Raw genomic sequence first — 12,808 nt, forward strand, 5'->3', positions numbered from 1 at the left:
CCACGAGGAAAACGGTCCGTCGTGGACACCGTTCTAGGCGAAGCCGCCGTTGCTCAGCAGCAGTTGGCCGTTGATCCACTGGCCCTCTGGGGAGCAGAGGAAGTCGACCAGGTGGGCGGTCTCCTTGGGCGTGCCGAGGCGGTTGAGAGGGGTCTGGCGGAGGAGGCTCTCCCGTGCCTCGTCCGACATCCAGCCGGTGTCCACCGGTCCGGGGTTGATGACGTTGGCGCTGACCCCGAGGTGGGCCAGCTCGCGGGCGGCGGCCAGGACGATGCGGTCCAAAGCGCCCTTGCTCGCGCCGTAGGGCAGGTTGCCGACGGTGTGGTCGCTGGTGAGGCCGATGATCCGGCCGGTCCCGTGGGCGCCCGAGAAGCGGCGGCCGTACTCACGGACCAGCAGCCAGGTGGCCCGCGCGTTGACGGCGAAGTGGCGGTCGAAGCTCGCGAGGGTGGTGTCGAGCAGGCCGGAGGCGACCGATTCGCAGTGGCACATCACCAGGGCGGTGACGTTGCCCAGCCGGCGTTCGGCCTCGTCGAAGATCCGTGCGGGGGCGTCGGCGTCCGTCAGGTCGGCCTCGATCGCCGCACTGCGCCCGGCGAGGCTTTCGCCGATCACGTCGGCCGCCCCCGGTTCGGCGCCCCAGGACATGCGCTCGTCGTACGGGGTCCAGTAGGTGAAGGCGATGTCCCAGCCCGTGTCCGCCAGCCGGCGGGCGATCCCGGCGCCGATGCCGACAGTGCGGCCCACGCCGGTGACCAGGGCCACTTTCCCGTCGCGTCTCGTGTCGACCATAGTGGCCATCATGCACGGGCCCACCGATCTCCTGCTAACGCGTTTCCTCCACGACATCAGGCCGGCCGTGCCCCTGGTCGCCCTGTGGGCGCACGGCTCGCTCGCGGCGGGCGACTACCAGCCGGGCAAGAGCGATCTCGATCTCATCGCGGTGGTCGAGACGGACGTCACCGAGGAGCAGCGGCAACGGCTGGCCAAGCTGCACGAGGAGCTCGTTCTGCCGCTCGCCGAGCATCTGCACTGCTCCTACATGCCCAGGCACCGGCTGGGTGACTTCGCGACCGACCATGTGACCTGGGCGCACCAGGAGCTGTACGAGCGGCCGGTCACTCCGGTGACCCGTCGTGAGCTGCACTCGGGCGCTCTCGAACTGTACGGCGAGCCGCCCGCGGGCCTGCTGCCGCCGGTGTCGGACGAGGAGCTGAGCGGGTTCATCCGGGCGGATCTCCGGGACTTCTGGCTGGTCAAGACGCGCGGGCGCAAGCGGTGGCTGCAGGACGTCTGGGTGGATCTCGGGATGATCACCGTGGCGCGGGCGACGGTCACATTGCGGGACGGGCGGCTGATCACCAAGCGGGCGGCCCTGGACGTGCTGGCCGAACTCGGCGCGCCGATGAACGTGGTGGAGGACATCAGAGCCCGCAGGTACGGCCTGCCGCGGCCGTTCCTGAGCCGGTTCAGGCGCGGGACCCTGGCCAGGGTCTTCATCAGAACGGCGATCAAGCGCGCCCTCGGCTGACGGACAGGACAGCGCCCCGGATAGTCTTTGCCGGGTCACCACCAGAAAACGGGGAAAGGCGGGACATGGGGGAGATCAGGGAGTCCTATCTGGCCGCCGCGTCGTCCGCGGTGGCACTGTTGCGTGAGCCGGCCGTGGCCGCCGCGTGGGAGAAGCCGAGCGCGTTGACCGAATTCAGCGTGGCGGGGCTGGCCGCGCACCTGGCCCACCAGATCGTCCGGGTCGACAGCCTGCTCGACGACGGCGGGCCGCCCGGTGCGCCGATCCCGCTGATCGAGCACTTCACCAGGTCGCCGTGGGTGCAGGCGGGCCTCGACCACGAGAGCAACGTGGGCATCCGGCGGGCCGGTGAGGTGGCCGCGGCCGACGGCCCGGTGGCGCTGGCCGCCAGGGCGGGCGAGCTGTTCGACCGGCAGCGGGTCGCCCTGCCCGCGCAGCCCATCGACAAGGTGGTGTACCTGCCGTGGTCGGGCTGGTCGCTCCGCTTCGACGACCTCCTGCTCACCCGCCTGATGGAGCTCGTCGTGCACTCCGACGACCTGGCCGCCAGTGTGGGTGTGGAGACTCCGGAGCTGCCGCCCTCGGTCGTCGAGCCGGTCGTCGAACTGCTGGCGCGGCTGGCCGTACACCGTCATGGCGCGACGGCGGTGATCCGCACGCTGAGCAGGGCCGAGCGGGCGCCCGCCACGATCAGCGCCTTTTGACCCCGAACTACCTCTGGATCATGCGCAGGGCCGCGACCACCTCGCGGCCCGACAGCGCGCTGCCGGGATCGAGCAGCCACTGCGACAGGAACCCCGTCAGCATCGCCTGGTAGAACGTGCCGACCAGCCGCGCCCGCTCCGGCTCCGCGGCCGGGTCGATGCCCTCGAACAACTCCGCGAGCCCCTGACGCCCCTCCTGCACGCCGGCCACGAGCTGCTCCCGGATGTCGGGCAGGTGGTCGATCTGGCCCAGCAGCTCGAACTGGGTGACCCAGAGCGGCCGCAGCCGGTCGAATGACTCGATCACCCGGTCCCATGCCGCCTCGAAGCGTTCGAGCGGCTCGGCGTCGGGCTTGACGTCGGCGGCCAGCGTCGCCGCCAGGTCGTCGCCCCACTCCCGCATCACCTCGAACAGCACCTCGTTCATCAGCGCGTCCTTCGACCTGAAGTGGTAGCCGATGCCCGCCAGGCTCACTCCGGAGGCCGTGGCGATGTCGCGCGCCGTCGTGCGCGAGTAGCCCTTCTCGATCAGGCAGCGCTTGGCCCCGGCCAGCAGATCCTCACGATTTCCCATGCCCAGAGCCTAACACTGATGTCTCAGAATTTCGTCCTAGACAAGCGTCTGAGACGTGTGTACCTTTCAGGGCATGACGAACATCCTGATCTCCGGCGCGAGCATCGCCGGCACCGCGACGGCTTACTGGCTGCGGCAGCACGGCTTCACCCCCACCGTGGTGGAGCGGGCGCCCTCGATCCGCGAGGGCGGCTACAAGGTCGACATCCGCGGCGTGGCGCTCGACGTGGTCGAGCGGATGGGCCTGCTCGAGGCGGTCCGCGCCAGGAGCACCGACATGCGGATCGCGACGCACTACGACGGCAAGGGCCGGCGGATCGCGGAGATGGACGCCGACCTGTTCGGCGGGCGCGAGGGCGCCGACGCCGAGATCATGCGCGGCGACCTCAACGAGCTCCTCTACGACCTGACCCGCGACGACGTCGAATACCTCTTCGACGACTCGATCACCGGCATCGCCGAGGACGGGACGGTGACGTTCGAGCGGTCGGCGCCGCGACGCTTCGACCTGGTCGTCGGGGCCGACGGGATGCACTCCAACACGCGCGGGCTGGTCTTCGGCGCGGAGTCGGCGTTCGTCCGCGACCTGGGCTACTACATCTCGATCTGTACGGTCCCCAACCGCCTGGGCCTCGACCGCGAGGAGGCGGTCCACGCCGCCCCCGGCCGGACCGCGAACGTCTACAGCACCAAGCAGGACAGCCACGCCAAGGCGCTGTTCATGTGGTCGTCGCAGCCGCTCGCCTACGACCGCCGCGACCTGGCCCAGCAGAAGGAGTTGCTGGCCCAGGCCATGGCCGGGGTCGAGTGGGAGGTGCCCGCGCTGCTGGAGGCGGTGCGCGGGTCGACGGACTTCTACTTCGACTCCGTCAGCCAGATCCACATGGACCGCTGGTCCAAGGGCCGGGTCGTGCTGGTCGGCGACGCCGCCTACTGCGCCTCGCCGGCGTCGGGCCAGGGCACCAGTCTCGCCCTGGTGGGGGCGTACGTGCTGGCCGGCGAGCTGGCCTCCGGCGGCGGCGTGGACGGCTACGAGCGGGAGATGCGCGCGTACGTGGACGCCAACCAGCAGCTGGGCCCGGCCAACGTCAAGGGCATGGTGCTGCCCTCACGCGCGGTCATCTGGTTCCAGACCAGGATGCTCAGGCTGCTCCCCCACCTGCCCGGCCGCGACCGGATGATCGACCGCGTCACCGGGCCGATGGCCCGCGCCGCGACGGCCATCACACTGAAGAGCTATGTGGAATAAAGCATTCCGTTCTGGTATAGTAGGAATCGAACATTCCGTTCCGCACAAAGCCAGAAGGAGCCTGTCATGACGATCCTCGTCACCGGTGCCACCGGAACCGTCGGCCGCCTCATCGTCGACGAGCTCGCCCGCAACGGCCACGACGTGCGTGCCCTGACTCGCGACCCGGCCAAGGCCGACCTGCCCGAGGGCGTGGAGGTCGTCGCCGGGGACCTGGCCGAGCCGGGCAGCCTCACGGCCGCCTTCGAGGGCGTCGAGGCCGTTCATCTCATCAACTTCGCGGGCGACGACTACGCGCCGCTGAAGACCGGCGAGCAGCTCGTGGAGCTGGCCACCAAGTCGGGCGTGCGCAAGGTCACCGTCCTGGGCGGACGCGCCGACGGCCCGCTGGAGCAGGCCCTGGCCGCGAGCGACCTGGAGTGGACGCTGCTGGTCCCGGTCGAGTTCATGTCCAACACGCTGCAGTGGTGGGCCCAGACGATCAAGGCGGAGGGCGTCATCAGGGAGCCGTTCGGCGGCCGGCTCAGCGCCATGGTGCACGAGCGCGACATCGCCGCCGTGGCCGCCACGGTGCTGACCAGCGACGGCCACGGGGGCAGGTCGTACACGCTGACCGGCCCGCAGGCCATCACCACCACGGAGAAGGTGCGCATCCTCAGCGAGGCCGTCGGCCAGGAGATCCGCTTCGTCGAGCTCTCCGAGGCCGAGGCCCGCGCCAAGTGGCAAGCCGACGGCATGGGCGCGGAGACGATCGAGTTCCTCATCGGCGCGCTCGGCGACACCCCCGAGGTCGGCTACACGGTGGTCCCGACCGTCGAGCAGGTCACCGGCCGGGCACCGCTTTCCTTCGCCCAATGGGCCAGCGAGCACGCCGCGGCGTTCAAGCGCTGAGCTCCGCGTAGTGGCAGGCCGCCCGCGCCGCCGCGGTGGCGGGCAGGATGTCGAGCAGCTGCGACCTGCACTTGGCGTCCACGCCCGCCTCGGCCGCCTTGCCGGAGGCGAGCACCTGGCAGCGGGCGTGGAAGCGGCAGCCACCCGGGATCCGCGTCGGGTCCGGCGGCTCGCCCGTGAGCACGATCCGCTCGGGCGACTCCGGCAGCACCGACAGCAGGGCCTGCGTGTACGGATGGCGCGGAGCCGTCAGCACCTGCTCGACCGGCCCCGCCTCGACGATCCGGCCCAGGTACATGACCGCGACCCGGTCGGCGATGTTCCAGGCCAGCCCGAGGTCGTGGGTGACGACCAGCGCCGACAGGCCCAGGTCCGCGCGGAGCCGGAGCAGCAGCGCGAGGATCTCGCCCCGCACCGAGGCGTCCAGCGAGGCCACCGGCTCGTCGGCGACCAGCACCTTCGGGTTGAGGGCCAGCGCGCCGGCGATCACCACGCGCTGACGCTGACCGCCCGACAGCTCGTGCGGGTAGCGCAGGAAGAATCGCTCAGGGGGCCGCAGCCCGGCCCTGGACAGCGCCTCGGCCACGATCTCCCGTTCACCGGACAGGCCGTGGATGCGCGGCCCCTCGGCGACCGCCTCGTAGACGGTGTGCCGCGGGTTCAGCGAGCCCATCGGGTCTTGCAGGACGAGCTGCACGACCTTCCGGTACGCCTTGAGCGCCTTGGAGTGGTAGTCCAGCGCCGCACCGTTATAGACGACCGACCCCGACGTGGGCCGCTCCAGGCCCATCAGCGTGCGCGCCAGCGTGGTCTTGCCGCAGCCGGACTCACCGACGAGGGCCACGATCTCGCCCGCGCCGATCGCCAGGTTCACCCCGTCGACCGCGCGGGCCCGCCGCCCGCGCGAGGGGAACTCCACGTGCAGGTCACGGGCCTCCAGCAGGGTGGTGTGCCCCGTGGCGACGGTCTCCGAGGACGTCTCCGTCTCGGTCATGAGGCCTCCTCCTTCGCCCGTACGTGCACGCAGGCAGCGGTACGGCTGTCACCCGCGGGCCAGAGCCCGACATCCAGGCTCGCGCACTCCTCCAGCGCCACCGGGCAGCGCGGATGGAACGTACAGCCGGTGGGCAGGTCCATCGGGTCCGGCGGATCGCCGCCGAGGCCCTTGGGCGCCAGCCGTGACACCGGGTCGCCGACCGTGGGGAAGGCCGCCGCCAGAGCCCGCGTGTAGGGGTGCTTGGCCTCGTGGAACACCTCGCGCGACGGGCCGTGCTCCACGACGCGGCCCGCGTACATGACCGCGAGCTGCCCGCAGACGTCGGCGAGCACCGACAGGTCGTGCGAGATCATGATCAGCGAGATGTTCTGCTCGGCGATCAGCTCCTTGATCAGCGTCAGGACCTGGGCCTGGACCATCACGTCGAGCGCGGTCGTCGGCTCGTCGGCGATGATCAGCCGGGGCGAGCAGGCCAGCGCCATCGCGATCATCACGCGCTGCCGCTGGCCGCCGGACAGCTCGTGCGGGTAGCTGCGGGACCGCCAGGCGGGCAGGCCGACCTGTTCGAGCAGCTCGGCCACCCGCTTGCCGGCCTGGTCGGGTTTGGCCAGGTTGTGCACCAGCAGCGGCTCGGCGATCTGGTCGCCGATCCTGCGCACCGGGTTGAGACCGTGCTGGGCGCCCTGGAAGACGATCGACGCCTCGGCCCAGCGGACCGCGCGCATCCGGCCCCACTTCATGGCCAGGATGTCCTCGCCGTCGAACAGGATCCGGCCGGCGACACGGGCGTCACGCGGCAGGAGCCGCAGCAGCGCCATGGCCAGCGTCGACTTGCCGGATCCCGACTCACCGGCTACCCCGAGCGCCGCGCCCGACTCCAGCTTCAGCGACACTCCCCGTACGGCGGGCACCTCGCCGGAGGCGATCCGGTAGGTCACCGAGAGGTCGTCGAGTTCGAGGAGAGTCATGCGCCCGCCTTCCTGAGTCGCGGGTTGAGCACGGCTTCCAGCGCGCGTCCCACCAGTGTGAACGCCATGACGACGGCCAGGATGCAGAGGCCGGGAATGAGGATGTACCACCACGCGCCGTGGGCGGGAGCGTTGAAGTCGTAGGACGCGCGCAGCATCGTCCCCCAGGAGGTCTTGTTCGAGCTGACGCCGAGGAAGGCCAGCGTGGACTCGGTGACGATCGCGCTGGCGACCTCCAGCGTGGTGCTGGCCAGCAGCAGCGGCGCCACGTTCGGCAGCACGTGCCGCGTGGTGATGTGCCAGTGCCCGCCGCCGAGCGCCTTCGACCGCTCGATGTACGGCCTGGCCTCCACGGACAGCGTCTGAGACCTGATCAGCCGGGCGGTGGACGGCCAGGTGGTGATGCCGATGGCCACGATGATCGTGGCCGTGCTGCCGCCCAGGATGGCCGCCAGCACCAGCGCCGTGAGCAGCGAGGGCAGCACCAGGAACCAGTCGGTGACCCGCATGAGCACGGCCCCGATCCAGCCGCGGAAGTGCCCGGCGGCGATGCCGACGACCAGGCCGATCCCGATGCTCAGCAGGGCGGCGAGGAAGCCGACGAACAGCGACGTACGCGAGCCCCACCAGACCATCAGCAGGATGGACCGGCCGGACTCGTCGGTGCCGAACGGCGCCGCGAGGCTGGGCGCCGCGAACTCGTCGCCCGTGCCGCTCACCACGCTGGTCACGCCGTCGCTGATGAACAGCGGCGCGACCAGCGCCAGAAGGACCGCGGCGACGAGCACCACCAGCCCGGCCATCCCGGCCCGCTCTTGCCGGAAACTCCGCCAGAAGCGGCCGAGCGCCAGCCGCCTGCGGGACGTGGCCACGGCGGTCATGCCGACCTCACCCTCGGGTCGATGATGTGGTAGACCACGTCGGCCAGCGTGTTCATGAGGATCACGGCCACCGTGATCAGCATGAACGTGCCCTGCATGAGTGTGAAGTCAGGCACCCTGATCGCCTCGTAGAACAGCTGCCCGAGCCCCGGCCAGCTGTAGATCGTCTCGACGGTGACCGCGCCGCCGACCACGAAGCCGATGCGCATGAAGACCAGCGTCACCGTCGGCAGCAGCGCGTTGGGGACCGCGTGGCGGCGGCGCACCTGGTCGTCGCGCAGGCCCTTGGCGCGGGCCACGTTCACGTAGTCCTGGCTGACCTCCTCCAGCAGCGACGAGCGCATGACCAGCAGGTATTGGGCATAGACCACGGCCACGAGGGTCAGGCACGGCAGCACCATGTGCAGGCCCACATCGAGCACGTAGGCGAAGCCGTCGGGCGCGTCCACGCTCTCGATGCCCCGGGTCGGGAAGATGCCGGGAATCGGGCCGATCCCGACGCCGAACACCATGAGCAGGAGCAGTCCCAGCCAGAACGTCGGCATGGACCACAACACCAGCGAGACGCCCGTGGAGACCTGGTCGAAGCGGCTGCCGCGCTGCCAGCCGGCCCGCTGGCCCTGCCAGATCCCGAGGCCGACCGCGATGACCAGCCCCCCGCCCGCGAGCAGCAGCGTCGCCGGGAACCGCTCGCCGATGAGGCTGAGGACCGGCCGGTTGTACTCGTAGGAGGTGCCCAGGTCGAGGTGGAGCGTCTTGCCGACGAAGTCGAAGAACTGGTCGATCAGCGACTTGTCCAGGCCGAGCCGGTGCCGTTCCAGGGCGAGCTGCGTCGGGGTCATGTTGCGGCCCTGCGCCAGGTTGCGCACCGGGTCACCGGGGAGCAGCCGGAACACGAAGAACGTGCCGACGATCACCATCGCGATGCTGAACAACGCCCCGCCGACCTTCGACAGCGCGTACTTCAGCGTGCCGCGGTAGGCGGGGCGGTCATCACCGGAGCCCGCCGCCTGGACGGCGGGCTCCGCTGCTTCGAGCGGTGTGGTCATTCGCGCTCGTCGGCGACGCTCTTGCGACGCCGGGTCAGGAAGAACGCGGCGAGGCCGATCACCACGACGCCGCCGACGACGCCGGCGATGAGGCCGGTGTTGGAGCCGCCGTCGCTGCCGGCCGCACTGGTGCCGCCGGTGGCCTTGACGTCCATGGCGTAGAACGGATAGCCGCTGCTGCCGCCGTAGATCAGGCCCTTGTCCTCGGGGACCGGGGTGATGCTGGTGATGCGGTCCTTGCGGTAGCCCTCAAGGTCGTTCGGGTAGTAGATGGCGATCACCGGAGCGTCGGTGTAGAGGCGCTCCTGCATCTTCTTGATGATCTCGACGCGCTTGGCCCGGTCGAGCTCCTTGAGCTGCTCCTGGTAGAGCTTCTCGAAGGTCGGGTCACAGTAGAACGACTCGGTGCCGCCACCCTCGCCCGACGGGGTGGGCCGGCGGCTGCACAGGTGCGTGGCCAGGACCTCTTCGGGGTCGGGGTTGACCGACCAGCCGCTGATCGCGATGTCGTACAGTCCCGTGACGCCGGTCTGCTCGGTGAACTTGCTGGAGTCGAGCTTCACCGTGGTCAGCGTGACGCCGATCTCCTTGAAGAAGCCCGTCAGGTATTCGGCGAGCTTGTCCTCGATCGGGGTGTCGGTGTGGATGCTGAAGCGGAACTCCAGCTTCCTCTTGCCGTCGGGCATCGTACGGACGCCGTCGGCGCCCTTCTTGTAACCGGCGTCGTCGAGGATCTTGTTGGCCTTGGCGACGTCGTAGGTGACCTTCTGGTCGCCCGTGGCCTCCCAGAAGAACTCCTTGTACAGCGGCGGGATGATCGAACCGTCGGCAGGCTTGGCCAGGCCGCCCTGCACCTCGTCGGCCAGCTTCTGCTTGTCGATCGCGTAGTGCAGCGCGGTGCGCACCTTCGGGTCCTTCAGCGCGGGGTGACCGTCGCCGACAGGCTTGTTGTCCGTGGTGGTGGCACCGGGGTTGACCTCCAGGTACGCCGCGCGGCGGCCCTGGGTGTTCCACTGCTCGATGTTGGGGTCGCCCTTGATCGACTCGAAGTCCGGCGGCGTCATGCGGCCGATCAGGTCGATGTCACCCTTCTTCAGGCCGGCGATCGCGGCCTGCGGGTTGTCATAGAAGATGAACTGCAGTTCGTCGAGCTTGGGCCTGCCCCGCCAGTAGTCGGGGTTGGCCTTGAGCTTGACGTACTGGTCCTTCTTCTGCTCGACCGCGATGTACGGCCCGCTGCCCACGGCCGGGTAGACGTCGGCCTCGTACTTGGCCATGTCCGTGACCTTCTCCCAGACATGCTTGGGCATGATCGGGATCGGGTTCTCCAGCATGGACGCCTGCGGCGCCTTGGTCTTGATGACCAGGTCCTGGCCGTTGGCGGTGACGCTCTCGAAGTTCTCGACGGCCGGACCGTTGGCGGTCTTCGCGGCATCGTCGGTCATGACCTTGTTGAAGGTCCAGGCCGCGTCCTCGGCGGTGACCGGCTGACCGTCGGACCACTTGGTGCTGCGGATCTTGAATGTCCACGTGAGCCCGTCGGGCGAGGTCGTCCACGACTCGGCCAGATCCGGGCTGGGCTGCAGCGTCTTGGGGTCGGGCGTGGTCAGGAAGCTGTACATTTCGCGCTGGATCGCCGACGAGACCAGCCTGACCGCCAGGAAGGGGTTCATCGAGTCCATCGACTGCGTGGCGCCGATGCGGACGATCTTCTTCCCCGCTGCCGGTTCCGCGGCTTGGGCCGCCTGGCCCTGACCTGCGACTAATACCGCTACGCCCAGCAGAGCCAGGCGTGCGAACCATTTCCTCATTGTGCCTCACCTTCAGGCGGGGGTGTCCTGTGTAGAGAAAGGCACACCATACGAACACTGCGTGTCAACGAGTGCCGGAAAATTGTTTCACCTTCGTTTCCTTGAGCGGTGTAAATTTTCAGACCGACTCAAGAACTGACCCGTCGCTCAGTCTCAGGCGACGATCGACGTGCACGGCGTCGAGCATCCGCCGGTCGTGGGTGACGAGCAGCAGCGTGCCTGGATAGCTCGACAGTGCCGACTCCAACTGCTCGATCGCGGGGAGGTCGAGATGGTTCGTCGGCTCGTCCAGCACGAGTAGATTAACGCCTCTAGCCTGCAGCAACGCCAGAGCCGCGCGGGTACGCTCGCCGGGCGAGAGCGTGTCGGCGGGCCGCAGCACGTGCGCGGCCCGCAGCCCGAACTTCGCCAGCAGCGTCCGCGCCTCGGCGGGCGGCAGCTCCGGAGTCTGCGCGGCAAACGCGTCGAGCAGCGGCTCCCCGCCCTCGAACAGCCCTCTGACCTGATCCACCTCGCCGACCACCACGCCCGGCCCGAGGGTGGCGTGCCCCTCGTCGAGCGGGGTACGGCCGAGCAGCGCGGCCAGCAGCGTCGTCTTGCCTGAGCCGTTGGACCCGGTGATCGCCACCCGCTCGGCCCAGCCGATCTCCAGGTCGACCGGGCCGAGCGTGAACGCGCCCCGCCTGACCACCGCGCCGCGCAGCGTGGCCACCACCGCGCCGGAGCGGGGCGCGGCGGCGATCTCCATCCGCAGCTCCCACTCCTTGCGCGGCTCATCGACCACCTCGAGGCGCTCGATGAGCTTCTCTGTCTGGCGGGCCTTGCCAGCCTGCTTCTCTGTTGTCTCTATGCGCGTGTTGCGGCCGATCTTGTCGTTGTCGGTCGCCTTGCGCCGGGCGTTCCTGACGCCCTTCTCCATCCAGGATCGCTGTGTCCTGGCCCGGGACTCCAGCTGGGCACGGGTGTCGGCGTACTCCTCGAACCGCTCGCGGGCGTGCCTCCTGGCCACCTCGCGCTCGTCCAGATAGGCCTGGTAGCCGCCGCCGTACAGGCGGATCTGCTGCTGGGCCAGGTCCAGCTCCAGCACCTTGGTGACGGTCCTGGCCAGGAACTCCCGATCGTGGCTGACCACCACCGTGCCGGCCCGCAGGCCCTGGACGAAGCCCTCCAGCCGGTCGAGCCCGTCGAGGTCGAGGTCGTTGGTCGGCTCGTCGAGCAGGAACAGGTCGTAGCGGCTGAGCAGCAGCGAGGCCAGCCCCGCGCGGGCCGCCTGGCCGCCCGACAGCGAGGTCATGGGCTGCTCCATGTCCACGGGCAGCCCGATCTCCGCCGCGCGCTCCTCCAGGTCGGCGCCGCCGAGCGCGAGCCAGCGCTCCAGCGCGACGCTGTAGGCGTCGTCGGCGCCCGGCCGCGCCTCGACCAGGCCCTGGGTGGCGTCGTCCAGCTCCCGCTGTGCCTGCTCGACGCCGGTGCGCCTGGCCAGGAACCGGCCGACCGTCTCACCGGGGCGGCGCTCCGGCTCCTGCGGCAGGTGGCCGACCGTGGCCGTGGCCGGGCTGAGGCGTACGGAGCCCTGCTCGGGCCGGTCGAGCCCGGCCAGCAGGCGCAGCAGCGTCGACTTCCCGGCGCCGTTGGCCCCGACGAGCCCGATGACGTCACCGGGAGCCACCACCAGATCCAGGTTCGAGAACAGGATCCGCTCGCCATGCCCCGCCGCGAGGTCCTTCACCACCATCGTCGCGCTCATGTAGGCCGATGCTACTAACGTGAGCCAAATGTCTCGCTGGCCCGTGCTCGCCGCCGCCGTCGTCACCGTCCTGGCCGGGCTGGGGGTGCGGCTGCTGTGGGACGGACCGTTCGCCAAGTACGCGGGCGACGCGCTCTACACGGTCCTGATCTACCTGCTCGTCGTACTCGTCCTGCCGCGCGTCCGGCCGGTGTGGGCCGCGCTGGGGGCGACCGCGCTGAGCTGGGCGATCGAGTTCGCGCAGCTCTGGGAGATCCCGCCGCTGCTGCGGCCGCTGCTGGGCAGCACGTTCAACCCGCCCGACCTGTTCTGGTACGCCGTGGGCGCCGCGGTGATCTGTGCGGCGCATATGGGGTTCGCTGCGCATATAGCGGCGAGGTCCACATTTAGGTAAAGAACGGTCCTT

13 protein-coding genes are annotated in these 12,808 nt (G+C 69.9%); 5 read left to right on the plus strand and 8 right to left on the minus strand.

All coding sequences use genetic code 11. The features are described from left to right. Positions 1 to 33: 33 nt before the first annotated feature. A complete protein-coding gene (locus AB0H88_RS27385) occupies positions 34 to 792 on the minus strand; it encodes an SDR family oxidoreductase (protein ID WP_357649156.1) in 759 nt (252 codons plus the stop codon). A gap of 10 nt (positions 793 to 802) precedes the next feature. On the opposite strand from AB0H88_RS27385, the gene AB0H88_RS27390 reads away from it, so the two are divergent. Both AB0H88_RS27390 and AB0H88_RS27395 read left to right on the plus strand, forming a co-directional pair. Continuing rightward, positions 803 to 1,531, plus strand: coding sequence for a nucleotidyltransferase domain-containing protein (locus tag AB0H88_RS27390; RefSeq protein WP_357649158.1), 729 nt, complete (start codon positions 803 to 805; stop codon positions 1,529 to 1,531). Positions 1,532 to 1,596: 65 nt separating this feature from the next. Continuing rightward, on the plus strand, positions 1,597 to 2,235 hold the full coding sequence (locus AB0H88_RS27395; RefSeq protein ID WP_357649160.1) for a maleylpyruvate isomerase N-terminal domain-containing protein: 639 nt from the start codon (positions 1,597 to 1,599) through the stop codon (positions 2,233 to 2,235). 7 nt (positions 2,236 to 2,242) lie between these two features. Here the strand turns inward: AB0H88_RS27395 and AB0H88_RS27400 are convergent, their stop codons facing one another. Continuing rightward, a complete protein-coding gene (locus AB0H88_RS27400; RefSeq protein ID WP_357649162.1) occupies positions 2,243 to 2,809 on the minus strand; it encodes a TetR/AcrR family transcriptional regulator in 567 nt (188 codons plus the stop codon). Between the two features lie 73 nt (positions 2,810 to 2,882). Here AB0H88_RS27400 and AB0H88_RS27405 point away from each other — a divergent pair, with 73 nt between their 5' ends. Both AB0H88_RS27405 and AB0H88_RS27410 read left to right on the plus strand, forming a co-directional pair. Further along, on the plus strand, positions 2,883 to 4,058 hold the full coding sequence (locus AB0H88_RS27405; protein ID WP_357649164.1) for an FAD-dependent monooxygenase: 1,176 nt from the start codon (positions 2,883 to 2,885) through the stop codon (positions 4,056 to 4,058). Between the two features lie 66 nt (positions 4,059 to 4,124). Further along, positions 4,125 to 4,949 carry an NAD(P)H-binding protein gene (locus tag AB0H88_RS27410; RefSeq protein WP_357649166.1) on the plus strand — a complete coding sequence of 275 codons (825 nt, stop codon included), beginning with the start codon at positions 4,125 to 4,127 and terminating at the stop codon, positions 4,947 to 4,949. On the opposite strand, the gene AB0H88_RS27415 is transcribed toward AB0H88_RS27410, so the two are convergent. The 6 genes from AB0H88_RS27415 to AB0H88_RS27440 all read right to left on the minus strand — a co-directional run bounded on the left by AB0H88_RS27415 (position 4,939) and on the right by AB0H88_RS27440 (position 12,402). Next, positions 4,939 to 5,943: an ABC transporter ATP-binding protein gene (locus AB0H88_RS27415; protein ID WP_357649168.1), complete on the minus strand. Its 1,005-nt coding sequence runs from the start codon at positions 5,941 to 5,943 to the stop codon at positions 4,939 to 4,941. The genes AB0H88_RS27410 and AB0H88_RS27415 overlap by 11 nt on opposite strands. Continuing rightward, the gene (locus AB0H88_RS27420; RefSeq protein ID WP_357649170.1) at positions 5,940 to 6,914 is read right to left on the minus strand and encodes an ABC transporter ATP-binding protein; all 975 of its coding nucleotides are present in this window, start codon (positions 6,912 to 6,914) and stop codon (positions 5,940 to 5,942) included. Before AB0H88_RS27420 ends, AB0H88_RS27415 begins: the two co-directional genes overlap by 4 nt. After that, complete coding sequence (locus tag AB0H88_RS27425) at positions 6,911 to 7,795, minus strand: ABC transporter permease (RefSeq protein WP_357649172.1); 885 nt, start codon at positions 7,793 to 7,795, stop codon at positions 6,911 to 6,913. The genes AB0H88_RS27420 and AB0H88_RS27425 overlap by 4 nt, the downstream gene beginning before the upstream one ends. Beyond that, positions 7,792 to 8,844 carry an ABC transporter permease gene (locus AB0H88_RS27430; protein WP_357649174.1) on the minus strand — a complete coding sequence of 351 codons (1,053 nt, stop codon included), beginning with the start codon at positions 8,842 to 8,844 and terminating at the stop codon, positions 7,792 to 7,794. Before AB0H88_RS27430 ends, AB0H88_RS27425 begins: the two co-directional genes overlap by 4 nt. Further along, the gene (locus tag AB0H88_RS27435) at positions 8,841 to 10,655 is read right to left on the minus strand and encodes an ABC transporter substrate-binding protein (protein WP_357649176.1); all 1,815 of its coding nucleotides are present in this window, start codon (positions 10,653 to 10,655) and stop codon (positions 8,841 to 8,843) included. The genes AB0H88_RS27430 and AB0H88_RS27435 overlap by 4 nt, the downstream gene beginning before the upstream one ends. Before the next feature lie 118 nt (positions 10,656 to 10,773). Further along, positions 10,774 to 12,402: an ABC-F family ATP-binding cassette domain-containing protein gene (locus tag AB0H88_RS27440; RefSeq protein ID WP_357649179.1), complete on the minus strand. Its 1,629-nt coding sequence runs from the start codon at positions 12,400 to 12,402 to the stop codon at positions 10,774 to 10,776. Positions 12,403 to 12,430: 28 nt separating this feature from the next. On the opposite strand from AB0H88_RS27440, the gene AB0H88_RS27445 reads away from it, so the two are divergent. Then, on the plus strand, positions 12,431 to 12,796 hold the full coding sequence (locus AB0H88_RS27445; RefSeq protein ID WP_357649181.1) for a DUF2809 domain-containing protein: 366 nt from the start codon (positions 12,431 to 12,433) through the stop codon (positions 12,794 to 12,796). Positions 12,797 to 12,808: the final 12 nt, after the last annotated feature.

The organism is Nonomuraea sp. NPDC050680, assembly GCF_040654555.1.
Lineage (GTDB): Bacteria > Actinomycetota > Actinomycetes > Streptosporangiales > Streptosporangiaceae > Nonomuraea.